Below are 23720 nucleotides of genomic sequence, written 5' to 3'. Positions count from 1 at the left end.
ATGGACACTGGTTAAACTGACTAAAAAAGTCCCTTTTGGTGAAAAAATTACAGCTTTAAACCTGCAATGTTTAACCATTCCAAGTAACTTATATATGAGTCGCACCAAACTGTTATCTGAAACTAAAATCCGACTCTAAGTTTATGCAATTGAGTATTTTTGGGTTATCAACACTCCCAATACCGATAAAATAGCCATCTTATCAGCATCAGATATATCGCTATAAAAGGCATTAATACCTACCCTATATCTGAAATGTCTCACTATGTGAGTCCGGTAGGACAAGGTGCCCACGAATCACGCTGCACCTGAAGAATCAGTTTTCAACGCCCAAACACAACGCTAACAGCTTTGCAAAACTTGTAAGAGCGTTATATGGTGATATGCACTTACATACAAAATGCTTAGTTTGCACAGGTTTTAAATATCAATAATAGCTAAGGCTATTACCATTTAAGCCTAGTAAACTTTACAGCTAGCTTTCCTGCTCAGCACGTGCGAACCATTCAATGACCTGCATTAAATAAGCTTCACCATATTTGTCAGCAAACTCTTTAGTATGACGCTCATTTGAGTCACTTAATGATGCAATCCGTGATCGCGCATACTCTGGTGTCAGTTTGATATTGCATTTCACAGTAATCGCATGCCGCCACTGCTCATAGCTCTGAAAATAAAAATTAGTCGCGTCAACCACCATACCTTGGCCCCCATAAAGCTTTAATATTTCACCTTAGTGTGCTCATGTACCTGCGGCCAACATACTTACTTGAAACAGACATAGCCGCCCTGAATTCTTAATATCTCACACCAATCATCTAGTTATTAAACGAAGTACATCCAGCAAAGTTTAGTCAGGAATTGAGCAAAGGCGAACTGAAAGCCTATGTGGCTGCGGCAAAAAGCACTTAAAGAGGCAAGGTACATGGCCGTTGTAGATTAATTAACTTACATATGACCAGTGGATAGGGGTAGCGACGGATAGTTTCCATGTTATTTCCGTATCCATGCTTGGGATTTCTGATTTGGCCATCACGTCACATATAAGCAAGTTGTACAATCTGAGTAGCAACTTGCTTATTAGTCGAAATTGCTTAGTTCTTACTATACGGAACAGGGAAGAAGTCTTCTATTTCAACTGAATTATCCGACGTCGTATCCTGATAAATTCGATAGCCTAGTAATACGTCAAGTATGCCCATCCCAAATGGGGAATAAATACGTGGCTTATTAAAGTCAGGTTTCACCCTTTGTTTAATTAAATCAACGATATTACCTCCCATAAACGCCCTATTGCCATTGAGCTTTTCAGCCAATTCTAGTGACGTGTTGGCTTTGATTGCATGATCTATGTCATCAGCAAAGTTTTGACTATCAACTACAAGCTCCGGTGCAATGTCTCTAAGTGACATATGAATAACTGTTGGGTTATGTGCTAAAAGCGCTTTGTCTTTAACATAAGGCGTAATTGCAGAAGTTGCGAACATGATTAAGTCAGACTTTGCGATATCAGAAATATCATCGCTTCCCTTGCTTCGGATATGAGGGAATTTAGCACAGAACTCTTGCGCTCGCTGCATATCCAAATCGATGACTGTCATCGTATCAATTTGCCACCCAGTTTGCTCCAATAACGTGACGATTGTATGAGAAATCAAGCCACTGCCAATAACAGATAAATTCTCAATTTTACCTGGCGTTGTGTGGAGGTATTTTGCGCCAAGAACCGCTGAAGCAGCTGTTCTAAATGATGAAATTTGCGAGCCTTCTAAACACGCCAAAGGGTAACCAGTTTCTCTATCATTTAAGATCACAACCGCAGATGCTCTGTCCAAACCAGACTTTAAGTTGTCAGGGAAACTCGCTATCCATTTGATGCCTGAAACAGGTTCTTTTTCAGACTCTATAGACGCAGGCAGCGCTATAATGCGATTTTGTGGTTGCTCAGGGTAGCGCAAAAAATAACTGTCTGGACAAACTGTATTACCAGCTTCAAATTCGCAATAACAATCAGCAACACTATCAAGTAATTTATCTCCATGACTATTTAACCACTGTGATACAGCCTTGGCACCAATAACCTTAAAAGGTTTCATACTAATACTCCTTTAAAAATTTTCTTGTAAAAGTTGCTCTGAGTCGGCGTTATTGATAGAAAAATGTTCATCAAGCCACTCGGGTGAATAAATTGTATTTAAGTAACGTTCACCATGATCTGGTGAGATTGCGACGACCGTTGCCCCAACAGGTATTTGATCTGCGTATGCTTTCACACCACACAAAACGGTTCCTGTTGACCCACCGACTAATAAACCTCGGCTTGCAAGTTGATGACACATGTCCAGTGTGTCTTGCTCTTCAATCCTGATTAATCCATCAAAATAAGATAGACGACTAATCGGCGGCTCTTTACTCGCTCCCAATCCGGGGATTTTCCGCTTGCCACTGATCCCACCAAAAGTGATTGAACCGACAGAATCTACAGCGATAATTTTAGTTTGAGGCATATTCTTTTTGAAAAACTGGCTTATTCCACCCAAAGTTCCGGTAGTACCAGCGCCGACAAAGATATAGTCTAAATTAGGAAATTGACCCGCAATAGACTTTGCCGTGTACAAATAGTGTGCTTCTATATTATCAATATTCTCATACTGATTTATCCATACTAACGACTCATCTTGCTGGCAAAGCGCTCTTATTTTAGCGATGCGACTATTCAGGAAGCCACCATTCGCGTCTTTGTTTTTTACTTTGATGATCTTAGCCCCGTAAGCTCTAATAAGCCTTTCTGAGCTAGGTAATATGTTCGGGTCGACGACACAAATAAATTCATAACCTTTCGCAGCACAAATAATACTTAATGCAATACCTAAGTTACCTGAAGAGCTTTCAATAACTTTACTGCCCTTTTTCAACTTACCTTGCAACTCAAGGCGGCTGATCATCTTAAGCGCTGGTTTTATCTTTATAGAGCCACCAATTGAAAAACCTTCCATTTTTAGGAATAAATTGGCATGCGGTAAGAGTGTATTTTCTTCAACAAATAAATCATCAAACACGCAATCTAAGGGTGACTTAAAGATCATGACTACCCTCCATCAAAAATTCGATTGGTAGCGCATATTGCAATGGAATGTTTATTAGTAATTCATGTTTAGTCGATTTTTTATCCAGCAGCTTGCCTGCAAGCGCTGTTGAGATAACTTGAGACTTGTCTATTTCAACACCAGTATCCCAGCACTTTACACTAATCAATGGACTATCATAGTTAACCATAAGGCAAGGGATTTTTGTAAGCTTCAATGCTCTAGCAGCACTAAATCTATGATGTCCGTCAAGAATTACATTGGTTTGTTCATCAATTAAAACAGGGTGTGTCCAAACTTTATGTTTAGATATTTTATCGGCTAGATAACTAGCATGATTTGAACAGTGCTCTTCCGATGGTAAAAGTGAAGATACTGATTTAAAGCCGAGTGTGATCTCTGCCATACTCATATCATTTTCTCCGAGTTCCTTGGTTGACATAAGGTTTTTTTAAAATGCGGTATAAACACCTACCGAAGCTAATATAACGCCTGGTAAGTAATCTAAAAGTTTATGTTTGAATACTTTCTTCGTTCTAACACTGCTAAGAAAACAGTATAAAAAATTGAAAAATGTAGCCCCTATACAGAAAATGAGACCAAGAATCACGATAACAAAACTGTTCTTATCATTCTGAGGGATAAACTGAGGTAAAAAAGATAAAAAGAAAACACTAACTTTAGGATTTAATGCGCTAATAATAAACCCTCTTGTTAGATACTTATTTGTTTGATTGGGTTGTTCAACTTGATCTGGCTTATGGCCATCCCTTCTGAAAACCTCCAATATAATACTAGCACCCATCCATATTAAATAAGCAGATCCAAGGTACTTTATTACACTAAACAAAACAGGGGTACTAGCAATAACTGCTGATATACCAATAAATGTAATCAACACGTGAAATAAGTACCCTAAGAACAGCCCTATAATGCTAGGAGTTGCCGCTTTCCAACCCTTATATTTGTAATTACTAATAACATACAGAACATCTGGTCCGGGAATCGCATTGATCACCAAACTTGTAGTTAAAAATAAGACAATGTTAAGCTGCTCCATTGCAAACTCCAAGAGACTCTTTCATTTCAGAAAATGTTTTCTGAGCTAATATACGCTTCTCTTTAGTAAAGTTCTTTTCCAAAAATAATGGACCAAAATGAGATTGCGGTGTGGAATCAGAAAGGGAAAAACAATCTTTTTGGTTAGTATACTCTTCTATCAGACTAAATGCTGTCATGTAAGAATCAGCCTTGATAGACCACACTGACTCCAACTCCCATAGGTTTTTCAGCTTTTTAGTTTTTATGATATTTCCTTTATCTATACCACTGTTTACATAATGAATCGTTGCACCAGCAGCCTCTTCAATATCAGCGGGAGATGCACAAAGTAAGTATTGCTCAATGGCAAACATACCTCGGGCATGAGGTAGAACGGCGGAATGCGCATTTACTATTCTTTGTTCAAAGCAGTCTATCCACCAATCATCTAAAATACAGTCTAGAAATATTGCCGCGCATTTAAGTGTTTTATCAGCACTCACCATTTTTTTTATAGTATCGCTATTAAAGCTCGTGAGTACGATGCAATTATCTACTCCAATAGGCGGTATACCAGGTACGCCAAACCTCTTAATCATATCTATTTCAGAAAGAGACAGTCCACCATACGCTCTGTCAAATTCATTAAGATGTTCAATTGATAAATCAGAATTTCCTTCATATTTTTTATGCAAGCTGATGAGCAGTTCTTTGTCTAGATCTTTATTATCTCTTACTAGAAAAACTATATTATCGAACGCTTTGTTTTTCGATATTTTATCTACAAGATACGCTGTATGGAATAGCGCTTCGGTAAGCACGTATAGGGTTTTCATTTCAATATCCTTTGGTTATTACCCACGAAATAATCTATTTTCACCTAATGGCCTATTATTCTTGATCTTTGGTACATTCAATGTCAATTAAAAAAAGAGTTAAAAAATCCCCAATATGGCAATATCCATAAAACTTTATTATTGTTTTTAGGTTAATTTTAAAAACCAAACTAACCCTTTAACACTACTTCCTACACTAGCTAGCACATTAACAATTGATTTCATGGGTTTTAATTCCCAAAAAGGGTAAAAAATAAATTGTTTACTGCTAACTAGTTCTGAAAATAAGGACAATCGAATTATTTAAAAGAGTTACTTTTATAACCTGTAACACCATGTAACTCTAAAATTAATTAGGATTATTCGTTTTAAAGGCGTGAATTATAGAAGGCGATTACTAATTTCTCGCCCTATTATAATTACTCGACCATTTAATGACTTATATTATTTAGCCTACTTCTTAAAAATATGAGCCCTTAAATTTACACGAAGGGTAAAACACTAAAAAAGAAAACAGTCTCGAAATCTATAAATAGGAAAAGCAATGATCAAATAGATTCATGCCACTATTTACGCAGTAGCAGAGAGCTCAAAGTTATGTATTTTGAATGCAGTGTAGAAGCGATGAGGAAATTGAATTTTGGCTAACAGGATATTCCAGCTTACTAATTTCAGTGTGAATAGAGACGCCACACGGTTAGCTATAAAGCGCTGCATATACACCTTATATACGACGAAGCCTGTTAGACTCAATTTCAAAAGTAATAAAAAAGCGCGTATAAAACGCGCTTTTTCTGGTGGTTATTTGTTTATCTTTACAGATTAAACAACTTTTACCGGTACAGCTTGCTCAGAACCAAACTTAGTCGTTAGTTCTTCTTCAAGCGGAGTAAATGCTGTTAGGTCAATGCCCTCAACCGCAGCTTTATACTCGTCCATAGTTGGGAAACGGCCAAGTACAGTTGAAAGTACAACTAACGGCGTTGAACCAAGTAGAGACTCACCTTTCTTCTCTGATGTATCTGCTACAACACGGCCTTGGAATAGACGCGTTGAAGTTGCGATTACAGTGTCACCAGGCTCAGCTTTCTCTTGGTTACCCATACATAGGTTACACCCAGGGCGCTCTAGATATAGAATGTTTTCGTACTTAGTACGTGCAGCTGTTTTTGGCTTTTCGTCGTCAAATTCAAAGCCAGCGTACTTAGCTAGGATTTCCCAATCACCTTCCGCTTTAAGCTCATCAACAATGTTATATGTTGGTGGTGCAACGACTAGAGGCGCATTAAATTCAATTGAACCGTTTTGCTTCTCAAGGTTACGAAGCATTTGCGCGATGATCTGCATATCGCCTTTGTGAACCATACAAGAACCTACGAAACCAAGATCAACTGGCTTGTCGTTGTAGTATGAAACAGGACGAATTACGTCGTGCGTGTAACGCTTAGACACATCTTCGTTGTTTACGTCAGGGTCTGCAATCATTGGCTCAACGATTTCGTCAAGGTCAACAACAACTTCTGCATAGTACTTAGCATTGTCATCCGGTGCTAGAGCTGGTTGCTCACCAGACTTAACGCCAGCGATACGCTCATCTGCAAGGTCAATAAGGCCTTGAAGCGTCTTCGCTTCGTTTTCCATGCCCTTGTTGATCATGATCTGGATACGACTCTTAGCAAGTTCAATTGACTTGATAAGCGTTTCATCGTTTGAAATACAGATTGACGCTTTCGCTTTCATTTCTGCAGTCCAGTCAGTGAAAGTGAACGCTTGGTCAGCCATTAGAGTACCAATGTGAACTTCAATGATACGACCTTGGAACACGTTCTCGCCGCCAAATTGCTTAAGCATTTGTGCTTGCGTTGCGTGTACAACGTCACGGAAGTCCATGTGCTCTGCCATTTTACCTTTGAAGGTCACTTTTACAGAGTCTGGGATTGGCATAGCCGATTCACCCGTTGCAAGTGCAAGTGCAACAGTACCTGAGTCAGCACCGAACGCCACGCCTTTAGACATACGAGTATGTGAGTCACCACCGATGATAATAGCACGGTCATCCACAGTAATGTCATTCAGTACCTTGTGGATAACGTCAGTCATTGAGTGGTAAATGCCCTTAGGGTCACGCGCAGTGATAAGGCCAAACTTGTTCATGAATGCCATTAGCTTTGGAATGTTAGCTTGCGCTTTCTTATCCCAAACAGACGCTGTGTGACAGCCAGATTGGTATGCGCCATCAACAAGTGGAGAAATCGTTGAAGCAGCCATTGCTTCAAGCTCCTGTGACGTCATAGGGCCTGTAGTATCTTGCGAACCTACAATGTTAACTTTAACGCGAACGTTAGAGCCTGCATGTAATGGCGTATCTGAAGCAACACCAACTGCATTACGGTTGAAGATTTTCTCAACAGCCGTTAGGCCTTGGCCTTCGTGTGAAATTTCTTTAGAAGGTGCATAAACAGTTGGTGCTTCTACACCTAGTGTTTCTGCCGCTAGCGTTTGAAGCTTCTTACCGAATACAACCGCGTAAGAACCGCCCGCTTTCATGAACTCAACTTTTTGTGGCGTGAATGCAGAAGAAATATCAGCAAGCTCTGCTTCGCCGTTGAATAATTTTTTCGCTTTAGTATCGATAGTAAGCACAGTTCCAGTCGCTACTGAGTATGCTTCTTCTAATACTGGGTCACCATTTTCATCAGTCACTGTATTGCCGTCAGCGTCTACTTTCTTAACCCAGTTTTTAAGGTCAAGACCAATACCACCCGTTACATCAACGGTAGTAAGGAAGATAGGCGCAATACCATTTGTACCTGCAACAACAGGTGCGATGTTGATGAATGGAACGTAAGGGCTTGCTTGAGTACCGGCCCATAATGCTACGTTGTTCACACCAGACATACGTGAAGAACCTACACCCATAGTACCTTTTTCTGCGATAAGCATCACTTTCGCGTTAGGGTGCTTTTCTTTCAGCGCAACAATTTCTTGTTGTGCTTCAGGTGTGATCATACATTGACCGTGAAGTTCACGGTCAGCACGTGAGTGCGCTTGGTGACCTGGAGAAAGTAAGTCAGTAGAAATATCACCTTCACCCGCGATGAAAGTAACCACTTCGATTTTTTCTGCAACATCAGGAAGCTTCGTGAAGAACTCAGCTTTTGCATAGCTTTCTAGGATATCTTTAGCAACTGCATTACCTGCTTTGAATGCATCTTGTAGACGAGCGGTATCAGCATCGTATAAGAATACTTGTGTTTTAAGTACTTCAGCAGCTTGCTTCGCAGTCACTTCGTCATTGCCAATTGCAAGATCAAGAAGCACAGCGATAGAAGGACCACCTTTCATGTGAGAAAGAAGCTCAAATGCGAAATCAGCTGTGATTTCAGCGACGGTCTCTTCACCTAGGATAATTTCTTTTAGGAATTGTGCTTTAACACCAGCAGCGCTCGTTGTGCCTGGAAGTGTGTTGTAGATGAAGAATTTAAGAGAATCTTCGCGGTGCTCATGCCCAGCGTCTTTGATTTGGGCAATAATTTCAGACAATAGCTCTGCGCTATCAATTGGTTTTGGATTTAGTCCTTGTTCCGTTTTACGGGTCTGGATTTCATCCAAGTACTCATTATACAAACTCATATAAACCTCGTCAGGCAGTAATACGCATAGATAAAACAGGGTTATTTTACCCTATTTTAAAGCGCTCGTAATCATTTAACTAAAAAGCACTTTTTAGTTTTTATTTGGGCCGCAAAATACACTAGATTCACTACGTTACGCTAATTTATAAAGTTAATGCGCGGTATAAATAGCATTTATATGATAATAATTCCCATTTACCAAACTAATATTAGTCTCGTCATGTAAAACAATATGCCATTTAGTTCATTAGTCAATTTATGTACAATTGCGAAATGATTTCCCCTATCTCTGCTCGCATCTTTCTTGCCTCGACTTTTGAAAGGCGACGCGCCTTCCCTTCTCTTGCACTGGCTATTGCCGTCATCATGTAGAGTGCTTTGCTATGCCCTTCGACAGACTTAGTGCGTATAGCAACATCAACAATGGGAATATAGTCAGTTTTCAATGTGGTAAAATGTGCATAGACAACCAATAAGTCTTGTTGAACAGGGTATGTTTTGTCTGCGCACCAGCAGCTCAGGTTTAGATTATTCATGCCTTTAAGTAGTATGCTTGGCGTCAATATAATGGTTTGCGCTCGCACTAAAGGGTGGACTACATTTAATGTTGTACCTTCAATCATCCAACGTAATACTTGGTGAGAGTTCAGCTCCAGTGTTGAGTCTACAACATGCGACTCTATCGTATTTCCACCTCTATCCACGACTTGAACCAAATACCCTTGGTAATCTTGCGATGACGTAAGCTTGAAGGTTACCGGTCGTAATAAGGCGAACCCAATTACCACCAGTAACGTTGCGAGGACCAAGCCGACACGACATCGTTTTTTGATAAAACTAAGCAATGTTAACCTCCAACACTAAGGGTTAATCCTCAAAGTCACAGGGTGCACAAACACCTCGTTTTGTGCTGAATCACGCAGAATGATGTTGAAGTCGACGTCTGCTCTTGAAATCACTTGAGAAGCTGAGATCTCGTAGTTCACACGTAATGTATGTTGATCGACAAAGCTGGCATTGCTGGTTTGTATACTCAAGCCCGCTGGCATTTGAGAGAATTGACTGGATAAATTGCGCACTTGTGACATAACTTGGCTATCAGCGCTCACATCAATGGCGAGCGCTTGGCTCTGCCCTACTGCTAAGTTGACGACTTCAACGGAAGCATTTGAATCAACCTCTATGGGTACTTCAACCGCTTCGCGCTGCGTACCATATGTCGCTTCTACAATGACCGAATGCACACCATTGGCCAAAGTGAGCTCAGTCGTAAATGAGCCATCTGCACTTACACTCACAACATTGCCATTTACCAAAACGGATGCAGCGGCCTTATCAACCTGACCCGTGACGATGACACGCTCTGAGTTGAATACTTCATTCGGTTTAGGCGTCAACACCACCAACCCAATAGACTCTTCAACCACCTTGATTGTCATTGGCGTAACAAGCGTTGAAATAACTTGATTAGCGCCATCTTTCATCACGATAGACAGATCGGTTGCATAGCTATCAGCCGTCACATCCTCAGCGACCTCAAACTTAAAATCAAAACCACCACCGTTGCCCGAGCAGTAAACATTGACCATTTTGAAGTTGATGCCCGTATACTCGTTGGACAATGTGTAAGTATATGATTTCAATGCCGACATTTGAGCTTCATTCATGTCGATATGGAGGCTTCTCACCACGCTTTCGCCGCCTTTTAGTACCTCTACTACATTTTCAGATGTGGCTGAACTCACACGCACTAAACGAGATTCCTTCACGCTTTGCTCCCCATAGGTCGCACTTATTTGCAAAGAATGCTCGCCGGCAAACAGATTAATCCTCTTCGAAAAATGCCCCGTATCATCCACGTTAACTCCAAGGCCATTGACTTTGACTTTTGCTGTCGGGTGAGAAACTTGACCCGCTACCATGACACGCCCATCTTCATTTAAGCTATCATCTTGAGGGCTTGATACCGTTAAAGTTAAGGGCTGTGGTAACACTTCAAAGTTGATCACTTGCGATTGAACCTGATAGCCATTATCGGCACGAACCGTCGCTTGATGTTGGCCTTCAAAGAATTTCAACTGCTTTGAAAATTGCCCTTGCGCAGAGACTTGCGCCGCTAAACCATTGATTGTGACGTTTGCAAGAGGGTCATTTACCGTCCCGCTAAATGTGACAGTGTTGTTCGACAGAGTCTCCCCCTGCTCAGGGCTTGTTACGGATAACCTCAATTCTGAAACCAATACGTTGACTTGGTACTTTTGCGAAATCTCTTGATGCTGTGTTGTCGCTATAACCTCAATTTGGTTATACCCTTCATTTAATTGTAACTCATGCTCAAACCGACCTTGGCTGTCTAGCGCGACCAAGGAGCCATCGAACCGCAGAGTTGCGCCAGAGTCACTCACTGAACCCGTAACGGTAAATCGAACTGTAGGAATTTGTTGATTTTGCGCTAGATTATCCAGCTCTAAGATTAATCGGGGCACTTCAACATACACCACAATATCTACTCGGCCAGTGTGGATCACTTCCCCGCTAGAATTGAGCAATTCTACAATCATAGGCACGGTGTAAACACCCGGCTGCACCAAGTCACGTACCCACACATTGTACATAAACACAATCGTATCTCTGGGCGTCCCTTTCATTGTTTTGTATCTGAAATCGACTTCCACACCCCAAGGCGCTTCTTGTGCTTCTCTAAATCTAAACCTTGATGTTTGCGAAATTGCTTCTGCGGTAGCGACAAGATCAAACTCGCTATCAACTGATTCATCTCGAGCAACTGAAATATGAGACTTAGTCGCTACAACACGATTCACATTGAGGGTTTTTTGACTTTTCCCAAAGTCATTTTCAGCAACGATTTCGATGACATTCATGCCTTCATTAAGCGCATACTCCAATCTAAAATTGCCATACTCTGGGTCAACCTGAACAGCGGAACCATTGACTGTCACCGACGCAGTTAAATCTTCCACAGAACCCATGATGAAGACATAATCATTGGTGGTGGTTTGATTTAGAGACTCTGGCATCTCAATCGTCAGGTTAGGGCTTCCATACTCAATTGAGAATCGTACAACTTTTTCTGTTTTACCAGCATCATTACGAGCACTTATTACGATTTGATGCTCCCCTTGCGAGTAATCAGCGTGATGGAAAAACTGGCCACTACTCATTTGAGATACACGTTCACCATCTATGGTTAGCTCATTCACAGGAATACTTTGATCAATCGTCCCTTCGATCACGATGTTCTTGTCACCTGCACGATAAATTTTGAATACCTCACTTTGGCGGGGGCTGGTTACTGTGAACACTGGTAACGGCATAGCTTTACGAGTAAATCGGTAGGTGCGCTCAGACACTTGGTCATTGAGTGTTGAATGCGCTTTGATTGACACTTGATTTTCGCCAAGTTGAAGAGGCATTTTTACATATTGATAAGTTTCTACATCATAACTTACTGCTAATGCGCTATAACTTTGCTCTGCAAGCACGCCATTGATATACACCTTTGCAAAGTGGTCATTTGGTGTTTTCACTTGTACATCAACCACAGGGTAATACGTTTCGCTATTTGGCCGCGGCGAAATAACCTCAATCTCCGGTGCCGCTTGCGTATTTGCTAATACATCAACAAAGCTAATATAGCGTCTGTCGTGCTGTATCACTGATTGATTATCTGGCACATTTAGGTAGTGGTGTATGCGTTGTGCACCGACCGTTGCTCCACCAGCGTTGGTTTCTACACCATAACGTACATCACCGATAAAAATGCCGTCGTTGTTAACTTGCCCTGACATCGTTTGAATAAACGACGACATGTTAACTGTGTCATTATTTTTGTTGATTCTCGCCTGTGACCATACATTCCCCGGATCATAGTACGTGATAATTTCGTCTAAATAGTTATTATTAAAAACTTCGCCCGGTGCTAACGTATAAACAAATGGCGTATATTCCAGCCTAAACTCTTTACTAATCGACTCCCCGTTTGCGTTAAATACCTCTAGCTTATACTGTTTTTCTGAAGCATCTACACGCCCAGATAACAGTAGGTACTCATTGAATCCATTATTTAATGTGCTTCGCTGTACCCTGATACCTCGACCATTAAGTTTTGCTTTTGAGGGGATAAAATTGGCAACACTTGCCACAACCGAAGTACTCGTAGAATATACGTTCCCCTGCTCAGCATGGTTCCAGATATAAACTTTAGGCTGTTCTGAAATATCTACATATTGGGCAAAATAGTTGAACTTTTGGTAGTGAAGTACCTTGTCTTGTTCATCAAAGGCACTAATGGGATTTGCAACGTCTGAGACATCTCCCACTTCAACCAAACGTTGGAATATTTCATATTCAAACTCCAAAATGACTGTGCGGCGGTTGAGTTCATCCACGCCAAGATCTTCTACGATTTTACCATTGCTGATGTGGCCATAGGCACCATAGCGTGAAGACGCACCATCCGGTACAGGCGCCTGAAACAATCCTCGTCTTTTGCTGCGCACCCAGCCAAGGTCAAATCGAAATGTTTTTGCTTTACTAAAAAGCGCATTATCCATCGTGAAAGATGCGCGTACAGTATCCGGTTGTAAAACTTTAAGTTTCAAAGTTCGCTTATCATAATGCACAATACCCAGCAATTTCTGAATTCGCCCATCGGTGAACTCCAATTCCGTAGTCAGTACGTTGCGGCCCTCTTTTATCTCACTGTAAAACTCGACAGCAATAGACACATCGCTTTCACCATAGGCATTAATCCAGCGACCATTGTTAATTCTTGCACGCTTTAATTCACCATTTGTCGCGATGTTAATCGTTGGCCAATTTGTAAATAAACGCGCTCTATCAATCAAGTTGGTGTAGCGAGCCGTGATATCGTTTTGATGAACTTTTAACTTGTAGTGCGTACTTTGTCCTTGATGTTGCGCCACTACTGTCAGCCAGTTTTCTCCTTCAGTAATTGGTAAGGTTATCGAGAACTGCTTCCCATTCAACACCGCGTTTTTACCATTTACCTTTACGACAGCCCCCTCTTCTGAAATCACCCCTTGCAAAAAGATTTCATTGCCAGACACGTGCTGATTATGACCATGTGAGGTTACTTTAATGTCCACACTGTTTTGAGGATAATAGTCGAGCCTGTACGTTTCTTTACTGCGATTCCCTTGGCGGATCAATTCAAACTCTAAGTAGTTACGGCCCGCTTCCAAGGTGATTGGTATATCAAAATACCCATCGTCAAGGGGCACGTTGACTCCCTGATAAATTAATGATTCAGCTTCAATAACATAGCCTTGGAACCGTGTGTTCGAAGAAGAGACATCGTCACCATCTTGATGAGAAGTCACTACCATCACAGCACCGCCACCTTCTCTTATGGTGGTTAGATTTAGCCATGCTTCTTCTATGTACTTTAAAGTGCCGAACGCATTGTTAACTTCAATAGGCACACCAAACTGTTCAGAACCATATTTAGGGTCCACGCTGGTCGTGTTAAAACTAATGCGCACACCAGGTACATTCTCTGAAATCACGTGTCTAAACGAAACCAAATACCCAACCTTTTGCATATCTGGGTAGATGCTGTTCCATGAAGAATATTCACCTTTTAATGTCTGTTCTTTACCATAAAAAGTCACATGAGACGGAATTTTCGCCTCTTTAACTCTGTCAAACATGACCGACTGAAGTAGATCGAGGTCCACATTCGTCGCCGCGGGCAAAGTCACAGAACGAGGTTGGCTACGAAGCGAAATCACTTGCTCTGAACGCACACCATATTTACCAGTGGCCACTATTTTAATGGTATTGTCACCTGCTTTAAGTTCAATTGGATATGCAGCAAAGTACTCTCCTTGTAAGTTCGCGGGTACCTCATTAACCGTAATACTCGTTGCATTGTCATATCGCCCTGCAATCGTCACGGCTTTAGCAAAAACCAATTGGTCTTGTTGGTGAGATACCAATGAAATACGAGGTGGCTCTGCATACTTTATTGTAAATTCATAGAAAATCGGTGAACCATTTTGATCTCGCCCTGAGATAACCACCCTATTTTCACCTTCTTGTAAGGTGAAATCTTGCAAGCTGAAGCGACCATTCACCACTTCAACGGCTTCTCCGTTAATCATCACAAGCCCTGACAAGGTATCTATGTAGCCACTCACCTCAACAGATGAAGTAGAAACGACCTGCAATTGTTCAAGATTGTTAATACTGACACCATGCTTACTTACCTGATGCGATTTGGTCGTGAATGGCGATATAACCTCCACTTGATAACCTTCCGTCACAGCTAAGAAGAAATCTTCACCAGCAGGTTCATCATCAACAAATAATGCGGTTTGATGTAATCCAGTTTCAGTATCAATAGACGTGATCGATTTAATTTTATCTGGCCCATATTCCTTTAAAAACTCAAAAGCTGTATAAGTCGCTGTGCTACAAGGTAAGGCTGTAAAATTTACCCCAGCTTTGAGGTCAACAGGACGACAGATATTATCTTTGGTAGTTTCAATCAAGGCTTGGTTAGCACTTTGCACGACTAACGCCTGATGCATAGTGAGATTAAAGTCCTCACCTGCCCACTTTTCTCCATCAAAGGAATACTCTTTTTCGATATTTCCTGATATATCAATAGTGGCAATTCGGCTCACATCACCATGCTCACGTAATACATGACTTAGCCCCGAAACCTTCGCTTGCTGTAATAACTCGAAAGGGAAATAGACGTAGTTATTTCCTCTCACCAAACGAATATTGGGTATTAATGCGTCGCTACCTTGTACCAACTCTTGTGCGTTGCTAACACCGTCATTGTCAAAATCGCTTCGCCATCTGTTATTGTGTTCGACCAAGAATAGGGGTTTTTAGGGTCGGTAAATAACGTATTTATTTCGATGTCATTGTCTATGCCATCGCCATCCATATCACTATCACATGCATCGCCAAACTCATCACCATCGATATTATGTTGGTCTTCATTATGAATTTCTGGACAGTTATCACTCACATTTAAAATGCCATCGCCGTCTAAGTCTTGTGGCGATATATCGCACGCGTCACCTTTACCGTCTGAGTCACTGTCAAGTTGATCACGATTGGGCGTAAACTGACAGTTGTCATCGGCCACAAAAGCACTACCCGCGAGTAACAGATTAAGCAGCTTAGTATGATCCGATGAACTATAAGCTGAATACGCTGAGCCATCCGACGCAGTCATAAATAAAACTTTGCCTTGAGTCGGTATATGACTCGGCAGTCGAATTGCTAAAGTCTGCTCTGATGTTTCTAAGGTAAGCTGACTATAGGGCTGATTCACAATCACACATTCACAATTATCAGCATCTAACACCACCAATAACTGACCTTGCACCGCTTGTTGCTCCGGTGTGAGTGGGTATGTTTTATATTTGTGGAGACTTAAATCAAACTCACCAAGTAAAAACTGCTGATTATCACTCAGCGATTGTTTTACAAAGTGCAGCTTAGCCTTGGCATTTTTAGCGAAACGAAGATTGGTACTTGTCACGCTACGTAAACCATACAAGCGTAATGCGCGGTCTGATGGCTCACCTAACTGCTTGTAATCTAATACGGTGTCATTATCATCGTCCGTGTCACATTCATCGCCCAAACCGTCTAAGTCATTGTCATTTTGATGCGGATTAGCATGTAGAGGACAGTTGTCAACAATGTCCCCCACTAAGTCAGCGTCACTGTCCTTTTGCTCAGGGTTTGCTATTAAAGGCGCATTATCTTTGTAATCTTTTATACCGTCATTGTCATCATCATCGTCACAAGCATCCCCTAGTACATCATCATCAGAATTTCGCTGATCTGAGTTAGCAAGTGCGGGGCAATTGTCTACACGATCAGCAACGCCATCATTGTCAGCATCCGTGTAAGGTGGGTGCTCTTGAGCGTTTTTTGGATCAAACCCTTGCTTAACTTCATCCGAATCAGAGAAACCATCTCCATCTGTATCCGCTGATAGCGCATCCGTTTTATACACAGAAAGCTCTTCATAATCAGACAAGCCGTCGTTATCTGTATCGGCACTTGTTGCAGACACGCCAGCAACCTTTACCTCTTGATAGTCACTCAGTCCATCGCCATCGGTGTCTGACGAATTCGATTTTGTTCCCAACGTATACTCTTCGTAGTTGGATAAGCCATCATTGTCCAAATCTAATGCTGCGTCATTGACGTGTATATTCAAACCGTTTTCCAGTTCATACCAGTCTGGAATACCATCTGAGTCAGTATCTTTGACTTCATCAATAAACAGCGGGTAAGGAATAACCTGTAATCGCCCAACCTGTGAGTTTTCTGCTAGCGTGTATGATTCGTTAGACAAACCACTGGCGGTATGTCCCTTGATCTTTACATTGCTTTGAAGCAACTGAATGTGCTGTTCGTGATTGGCGACATTTGACAAGCTTACCGCTGCCATATTTTCTGGTAATGAGTCACCCACAATATGGGATAAAGGGTAGGCCCCGTCTGGAAATTGAAAATAAACTAAGCTGCCTTGTGAGCTTTGTTCACTTTTTCTTTCTATATACGCCGCTAATGTATCATTTAACACGACGTTTTCCCGTGCCATTGTTTTTACATGAAAAAGAGGCCCATTTTGAGGCAAACTCTGGCTCGTCCCATCAGTATTTTCTTGTTGAATACGAAAATAATAGTGTGTATCTGGCGCTAAGCCATGAACCCGCGTTCTAAACAGTCCTTGCGCTTGCATAACTTGTTTGATGTGTTCATTGTCAGCATAGATGAATTGAGGAACGTTATGCGCGTGGTCATAAGGCACTTCGCCTTTTGGGTCCAAATACACGTGCACTGTGCCCTGCGTATCATTTGGCGCAGACCAAGCAACAATAAAAGATCGCGTGCTGACATCAGATGTTTTAACACTCGACTTAACTAACTCAGCCGCAGATACAACTGAAAACAGCAACCAATATAAAACTATCGCAGCTAATAACTTGAATCTCATCGTATCCCTACTCCTGACATTGAATCGATGTGGGGTAAATAAACGAACAGCTTACTTCTTGCGTAGCATTACCAGCTGAATCAGAAATGCTTAGCGTAAAGGTATTGCTACCTGATTGAAGTTCGGACGCTTTTGGCTCGTAAATTAATTGGAAATGCTGAGGACTCGTTTCGAGTACTGCATCATTTACCTCTGCTATTTTGTGATGCTCTAGCCAGATTTGTGCAAAATTAGGCGCTTGTGCCAGCTTGATGGTATCTTTTAAATTAGTACCGTTTACAACATCCCCATTTGGCATCGTAATTTCTAACTTGGACAAGTCGATGCCACTCATTTTTTTAATCCCCGGATAAATGCTTGTATCTTGGTTAGCTCCAGAAAAAACATCTTCCGCCACAAAGGATAAACTCACCGCTTCTGGATAAAGATACACATAACCAGTTAGGTCTTTGACAGTGCGCTCATAGACCACATCTATCCAAGTACCAATATTTGGCCTTTCTTGAGATGCACCTACAGCCACGCCATGCGTGTAGCTTGGCACCAAAGCCTTGACAATAATCGGTTTTCTAGGATTGTAATCACCCACACTGGTGACTTTCACGGCACCCGCTCTGTGCATGTATGAACGCGTGTATAGCGGTGCTCGGCATCTTAAGTTACTGGTATTTTCCGTACACACTAATCGACTATCAACCGCCTCGATTTCAGTGCCGATTTCTTCTTGATTTAATACACTAAAGAATATCTCCTCTGCTTTTTGGCCCGTGGGCACAATTTGAGAAAAGTCTTGTATGCGGTTGATATCATTGTATACATACATGGTTTGGGGGCCTTGCCAGTGATAGCCCTCGACCGTACCATCCTCAATTAGCTCATAGACATCTGCCCACAATACTTTGTCAGAAGTCACTGGTAACTTAGTTAGATCTCGGGTGAATGCATGTGGTTTAAATAACAGCGCTTCTTTGACTGGCTGGCCAACTAATTCATTGATGATTGACTTCTCAGCCACCAGCCTTGGCCCCATATCAATATCTAGGTCAAACTCAATCATGTGTGAGCCGACTTGTAAAACAAGTTTGTATGTTTGTGCAAGCCCCGGTGTATCTCTTTGACCAAATTCATCGATTGTCGGGATCACATTACCTACACTCACAGAGCCTAGCCAAATGCCTCGTTCATCAGTGCGGTTGCCACTCAACTGAGCCCCATTAATCCGACCGGGCAATATCTCAATACCCGAATCTGACTTCGGTGATATCACTTTAATTTCAGCATCAGCCACAGGGTTACCAAACTCATCTTTTGCAATCAGGCCCACTCTGTTGTAGTTCACCGTCAGCAATGTGACCTGAAACTCGGACATTCGACTTGGCGTTAGACTCGCAACTGATCCAGCCCTTGCGTCTGCTGTGTAAACAACAGGCGCCGATTGACCTGGAACGGACATCATCACGACTTGAGGTATTGCAACCAAAGGTTGTGACAGGTCACTGGCATCGTCGTTTAAATGCAGCTTTTCACCCAGTTTGTGATAGACCTTTACCTGACCTTGTGCATCAGTTTCTGTTCGAATAACCTTTTTATCTGTGCTCCCTGACTCAACACCAAGTTTCCCACCACCAGAAACGACAATCCACTCAACGGGCACCCCTTCGATGCCATTACCGTCTGCATCTTGAAAAGTGGCTTGCCACGGCTCCGGTAGCTCCGCACCAACTGGGCAGAGGCTGCCACAGTTTTGCTCTGTTTTATCAATTAAGACCTTAGCGACAGGCGCGCTGATGACTTTGACATGCATCAGCACAGGCTTTATCTCTGGAAAACCTGGAACACTAATCAACAACTGGAAGTTTTCAACCAAATCAGGAACTACCGCGTTCACAGCTACCATCCCGTAGTTGTCCGACTTGAGCGTTTCAAGATAGACATCACCCGAAAAATCACTCGCACGTAATGCATGGTGAGAACTTGCAGCAACGCCATCACGCGTAAGCACGGCACTTAACTGTGACGAAGGGGCTTTTTGAGAGATAACCACATCTGCGTTGGCAACCGGCTGTCCGCGTTTGTCTGTTAGTAATAGTAATATTGGTTGCTGGAGCTCAGTGCCTCTTACCGCCGTTTGCAAATCACCTTGTAAAATAGAGGTTCGGGCAGCGCCTTGCGGGGCATCAATATCAAAACTCAGTTGATAGTTACCAATGGTTTGCGCTGATACAACGATGGTATAAATACCCGTGTCTTGCAGCGTAAAGTTTTGCACACTCACTGTACTTGCTGGGGTGTTGGCATCGCGCTTGAGTAGCAACCCGCCTTTTGGCGTCATCAGCTGCAAGCTTAACTTTGGTTCGCTGTCTACAGGTGTCAACTGTAAGTTCAGTTTCGAGCCTGCCAGCGCAACGAAAGTGTACACATCTTGCTCGCCAAGTGTCTGGATTGCGCCATTGACTTTCATACCTGAAAGAAGTTGGCTTGCGCCATCCGACGCTTCATTAATATGCTGATTTTCGACAACCAGCGTTACTTCATTACTTGTTAACTCGTTGCTTGTTACACTAAGCTGGTAATCTCCCTTCGCTATATCGCTCGGTAATTGGGCTAGTAACGTATTGTGCGATGCACTTTGTACGGCGAGACGTTGCTCGCCCAGCAGAACAACATTTTTACCGACATCAGCAATGAACCCTTGGCCAGATATCAACACATAATCATTAGGCAAAGCCACGCCTGGCGAAATATGGTTGATAATTGGTGCCGCGACTTCCTTTTTTGACAGCTCGAAAACACCACTGTCTAAAAGCATCCTAACTTCAATGGCCATACCGTGAGAAATATCAAATTTATCGCCAATGACTTGTGTGTCTTGATAACGTGTTTCAAGATGCGTTTTAGTTGTAGCATCATAGTAGCGAATACTTTCTACTTTAGTTTTGGGGCCTAATGTACTTAAAAATTGATAAGAGTCGAAATTGGCTGGTGGACAAGTGACCGAGACCAGGTTTAAGCCCTTTCGCAGTTCAAATGCATGGCAGTGGGTTTCACCAGGAAACAGCAACTCACCATCCGTTTCACTGCTAACCAGATAGCCTTCTCCCTCTTGAATATCAAATTGAATACCCTGAGGTTTACCATCCAGCATAAAGGCAAACTCAAAACCTCCCGTTTCACGGTTAAATCGCTCAATACGATTCACACCAATAAATTCAGATAGTTGTCGCAACAAATCATGAGACGTGAGGCCAAATGGTACTTTTTGCGGATAACCAAAGTAGTTCAAGCCTTTTTTTAAGGAAAAACCAAATTCACTGGCCACCTTTTTATTAATGTAAAAATCGATGTTTTCGGTTTTTGAACCTGGAGTGACTTCAAATAACTTAGGCTCTTCTGTTCCAGCTTCATAGGAGGACTCCGCAGCATCAAAATACTCTCTTTCAAAAAAAGTTGAGTCTGGTACACCTATCATACTGGTGAGTTGTTCAGCTTCGAGCCCCGCGTGGGATGCATCCAGTGGTTCTATCTTTAAGAAATACTTGCCAAGCGGCACATGTAAACGATATCCGCCACCGTTAACGCTGTAAGTACCTACTACTTTTTCTAAGGTCTCGCTGTTAATTGCATAGATGTGAGCACCATTAATTGTATTACCAGATACACCATCTACGACCTTTCCCTGAATGGTGCCATAGTGCTGCTTCGAATCGTCATCGCCCATGTAACTTGTCAGCGTTGCGATATCATCCATTTTCAGCTTTGCGCCACGCTCGAGATCGTTATCGCTACCAGGGTACATAACACTGTATTCAAAAGAGCTGTGATCTAACCCTAAACAGTGCCCTATCTCATGCAGGGCAACGTTATGAATTTTTTGCTCTGAAAACGCCTTCGCGCCGTCAAAGAAAATATCGGCGTCAAAAATCGTTCCGGCAGGGTATACACCATGGGGAATATCTCCATTGCCATCACCATCTAAATCGTGATTGTCTTCATTGATGACAATATCACTATAAAACCAACTTGTTGCGCAAACAGCCAGAACGTCTTGAGCAAACTCCATCTCGCCATTACTAAATGACACGATATTGATGCCATCTATAAATGGACTCAAGCGGCTTCCCAACCCTCTACCAGTTTCTAAAGTGGTGCCTCGATACACAAATTCAACGTTGCTGTCAGGTAGTGACTGCCAAGCCGAAAAAGCTTGCTGTAACCTCTGCTCTAAGGTCGCAAACTCAACCGCTGCGTACCCCGCTTCGTTCAGGTGCCATTGATAAGGTAAAAGATCTTGGTGCCAGCGCAGCGGAACCATCTGATTTGACTCGTTGATTATCCACTGAGGGCTACCAGCAAGCACAGGAAATGCTGCCAACGTACAAAGTCGGCAAATCCAATTTGCAATTTTCATGAAGTTGGTCTTTTTATTAGTTAATACAGTTGTGGCTCACAGCAAGCTGCTTAAGATGCCCTTGTGATGTGTGTTTAAACAAAGAAACCCCTACTTTTTGAGGTAAGGTAATTTCGCATAACGTGTTCAGTACGTAGTTATTGTCCGCCACGCTATTTAAGTGAGCTAATTGCAAAGTCATATTTGCCGCTGAGTAATTGGGGTCCCAAACACTGGTTATGGCAAGTGCGCCATCAAGCGCTTGCACAGGTACAAGCAATGCAAAATTAGACAGGTGAAATACGCTGTGTTTTGACTGCGCCTTCACCGCAAGTGGAAACTCTGCAATATCTGGGACCGCTAAAAAGTGCAATCCATCTACAGAAGTTGTGTTATTCACTTTCAAATAAGGCAAAGATGCGCTCAATTGCATTTGTTCGAGGCTGGGCAAATGAATCTCAAAGCCATGATTGGCAAGCTCAGTGATATGTGAGTCAATATTTGCTTGCTTTACTCCTAAGTGCAGATGCCTACTAGGCAATTTACTACCTTCAAAAGACAAAGCCGTTTTTAAATAGATCTCACTCGTTTGCGCAGTCGTATTAAATTGTAAATACTCTGCCTGCGCCGTTCCCACGATAAACGACAGAATGGTCGCAAACAATACTCTCACTTTTTCCATGTCTTAGTTGCCTTCCTTATCAGACTCAACGTGCACGTCTTTGCGCGCCCCCTCGACCGATTTGTCTTTAATAACGACCTGTGGCTGGCGCTTTAAACTCGGTAAACCGGTTGCACCATATGCAATTGACTGCGGGTTAATACGCTTAACAATAAACTTATTTGTTAGATTCACTTTTTTTATCTTTTTATTGTTCAGATGAATCTCTTTTGAAGAGGGTTCAGCGCGGTTTACGTTATTTTGTGCAGGCACTTTAGTTTTCACTGTTGGCACAGACTGCATCGGCAAAAGGTGTGTTTGCTGAGCTTCGGTCGTTTGAGTTTGCATCAAGACATCCAAAGCATGCACTGCGCTCGACTGCTGTACGGCATTGGCGGCTTTTATACCGATAAATGTGAGTAATAAAACAACAATAAGCTTATACATTGCCCTTTTCTCCCTTTACTCTAGTCTGTTTAATCAATTGCCAGATACGCTTTTTAGCATTGGGTAATGTTAACGCTTCTTGCTGAAGCACAGCTTTGCTGGACTTAGCAACAGATGGCTGTTGTGCTTGCACATCTATTTTGTGAGATGGTACAACTTTCAGTTGCTTTAAAGCTGGCAAAGTCACTTTATCTGTGCCAATGCCACTTAGGCGTAGCACCGAATCTGTGCCACTGACTAATTGCTGCGTACCAGATACCGTATTACGGGTGAAGAATATCGCTTCATCTGCCACATTTAATTTAACTTGATGTGAAATAGACTGAGATATCATGACATTTAACGTCGGGTGCATGGCGCTACCACCCGCTTGGACGATATATAATTCGCTTTTCCCAGCTATCCCATAGGTACTTGCAACTAAATCATCTCTCACCAAAATGCGATGGCGTGTAACAATCTTACCGTCGACCCATTCACTGCTTTTCGACATAACTCGACCTTGCACCACATTGTCAGCAGCGCGTATCTGCTGAGTAAGATCAATGGCTCCAGCCTTGTAACTGCTGATAAACATCAGTAATACTAACCAAGTGCGTAAATACATC

13 protein-coding genes and 2 pseudogenes are annotated in these 23720 nt (G+C 42.2%); all 15 read right to left on the bottom strand.

Features of this window, described 5'->3' with window-relative positions; all coding sequences use genetic code 11:
- Window positions 1-475: 475 nt before the first annotated feature.
- Window positions 476-700 (bottom strand): hypothetical protein, encoded by a 225-nt coding sequence (locus tag A7985_RS00775; RefSeq protein WP_065788546.1) that lies wholly within the window; start codon window positions 698-700, stop codon window positions 476-478.
- A gap of 394 nt (window positions 701-1094) precedes the next feature.
- A complete protein-coding gene (gene sbnB, locus A7985_RS00770; protein WP_065788545.1) occupies window positions 1095-2096 on the bottom strand; it encodes a 2,3-diaminopropionate biosynthesis protein SbnB in 1002 nt (333 codons plus the stop codon).
- A gap of 12 nt (window positions 2097-2108) precedes the next feature.
- Window positions 2109-3086: a 2,3-diaminopropionate biosynthesis protein SbnA gene (gene sbnA / locus A7985_RS00765; protein WP_065788544.1), complete on the bottom strand. Its 978-nt coding sequence runs from the start codon at window positions 3084-3086 to the stop codon at window positions 2109-2111.
- Complete coding sequence (locus A7985_RS00760; protein ID WP_176716669.1) at window positions 3076-3492, bottom strand: ParB N-terminal domain-containing protein; 417 nt, start codon at window positions 3490-3492, stop codon at window positions 3076-3078. The genes sbnA and A7985_RS00760 overlap by 11 nt, the downstream gene beginning before the upstream one ends.
- 45 nt (window positions 3493-3537) lie before the next feature.
- Complete coding sequence (locus A7985_RS00755; protein WP_065788542.1) at window positions 3538-4146, bottom strand: LysE family translocator; 609 nt, start codon at window positions 4144-4146, stop codon at window positions 3538-3540.
- Window positions 4133-4963, bottom strand: coding sequence for a formyltransferase family protein (locus A7985_RS00750; RefSeq protein WP_065788541.1), 831 nt, complete (start codon window positions 4961-4963; stop codon window positions 4133-4135). Before A7985_RS00750 ends, A7985_RS00755 begins: the two co-directional genes overlap by 14 nt.
- Window positions 4964-5785: 822 nt before the next feature.
- Window positions 5786-8596, bottom strand: a complete 2811-nt coding sequence (locus A7985_RS00745) for a bifunctional aconitate hydratase 2/2-methylisocitrate dehydratase (protein ID WP_081310375.1) — start codon at window positions 8594-8596, stop codon at window positions 5786-5788.
- Window positions 8597-8849: 253 nt separating this feature from the next.
- Window positions 8850-9443 carry a hypothetical protein gene (locus tag A7985_RS00740; RefSeq protein WP_065788540.1) on the bottom strand — a complete coding sequence of 198 codons (594 nt, stop codon included), beginning with the start codon at window positions 9441-9443 and terminating at the stop codon, window positions 8850-8852.
- Window positions 9444-9458: 15 nt separating this feature from the next.
- Window positions 9459-15470, bottom strand: coding sequence for a cadherin-like beta sandwich domain-containing protein (locus A7985_RS00735; RefSeq protein ID WP_141685235.1), 6012 nt, complete (start codon window positions 15468-15470; stop codon window positions 9459-9461).
- Window positions 15380-15688 (bottom strand): annotated as a pseudogene (locus tag A7985_RS27115) (thrombospondin type 3 repeat-containing protein); the annotation flags it as partial. The gene A7985_RS00735 and the pseudogene A7985_RS27115, both read right to left, overlap by 91 nt.
- Before the next feature lie 594 nt (window positions 15689-16282).
- Window positions 16283-17617, bottom strand: a pseudogene (locus A7985_RS27215) (thrombospondin type 3 repeat-containing protein); the annotation flags it as partial.
- 7 nt (window positions 17618-17624) lie between these two features.
- Window positions 17625-22025 carry a matrixin family metalloprotease gene (locus A7985_RS26335; RefSeq protein WP_065788537.1) on the bottom strand — a complete coding sequence of 1467 codons (4401 nt, stop codon included), beginning with the start codon at window positions 22023-22025 and terminating at the stop codon, window positions 17625-17627.
- 16 nt (window positions 22026-22041) lie between these two features.
- Window positions 22042-22686, bottom strand: coding sequence for a hypothetical protein (locus tag A7985_RS00720; protein WP_065788536.1), 645 nt, complete (start codon window positions 22684-22686; stop codon window positions 22042-22044).
- A 3-nt stretch (window positions 22687-22689) separates the two neighbouring features.
- Window positions 22690-23112, bottom strand: a complete 423-nt coding sequence (locus A7985_RS00715) for a hypothetical protein (RefSeq protein WP_065788535.1) — start codon at window positions 23110-23112, stop codon at window positions 22690-22692.
- Complete coding sequence (locus A7985_RS00710) at window positions 23105-23719, bottom strand: hypothetical protein (protein WP_065788534.1); 615 nt, start codon at window positions 23717-23719, stop codon at window positions 23105-23107. The genes A7985_RS00715 and A7985_RS00710 overlap by 8 nt, the downstream gene beginning before the upstream one ends.
- Between the last annotated feature and the right edge of the window lies 1 nt (window position 23720).

This window comes from Pseudoalteromonas luteoviolacea (assembly GCF_001696455.1).
GTDB classification, from domain to species: domain Bacteria; phylum Pseudomonadota; class Gammaproteobacteria; order Enterobacterales; family Alteromonadaceae; genus Pseudoalteromonas; species Pseudoalteromonas luteoviolacea_C.
The sequence above is the reverse complement of the archived record's forward strand: the minus strand, read 5'-3'. Positions and strand labels throughout refer to the sequence as shown.

Coding starts and splice junctions, on each gene's coding strand:
- A7985_RS00775 (WP_065788546.1), bottom strand. CDS start 700: ATGGTGGTTGACGCGACTAATTTTTATTTTCAGAGCTATGAGCAGTGG.
- sbnB (WP_065788545.1), bottom strand. CDS start 2,096: ATGAAACCTTTTAAGGTTATTGGTGCCAAGGCTGTATCACAGTGGTTA.
- sbnA (WP_065788544.1), bottom strand. CDS start 3,086: ATGATCTTTAAGTCACCCTTAGATTGCGTGTTTGATGATTTATTTGTT.
- A7985_RS00760 (WP_176716669.1), bottom strand. CDS start 3,492: ATGGCAGAGATCACACTCGGCTTTAAATCAGTATCTTCACTTTTACCA.
- A7985_RS00755 (WP_065788542.1), bottom strand. CDS start 4,146: ATGGAGCAGCTTAACATTGTCTTATTTTTAACTACAAGTTTGGTGATC.
- A7985_RS00750 (WP_065788541.1), bottom strand. CDS start 4,963: ATGAAAACCCTATACGTGCTTACCGAAGCGCTATTCCATACAGCGTAT.
- A7985_RS00745 (WP_081310375.1), bottom strand. CDS start 8,596: ATGAGTTTGTATAATGAGTACTTGGATGAAATCCAGACCCGTAAAACG.
- A7985_RS26335 (WP_065788537.1), bottom strand. CDS start 22,025: ATGAAAATTGCAAATTGGATTTGCCGACTTTGTACGTTGGCAGCATTT.
- A7985_RS00720 (WP_065788536.1), bottom strand. CDS start 22,686: ATGGAAAAAGTGAGAGTATTGTTTGCGACCATTCTGTCGTTTATCGTG.
- A7985_RS00715 (WP_065788535.1), bottom strand. CDS start 23,112: ATGTATAAGCTTATTGTTGTTTTATTACTCACATTTATCGGTATAAAA.
- A7985_RS00710 (WP_065788534.1), bottom strand. CDS start 23,719: ATGTATTTACGCACTTGGTTAGTATTACTGATGTTTATCAGCAGTTAC.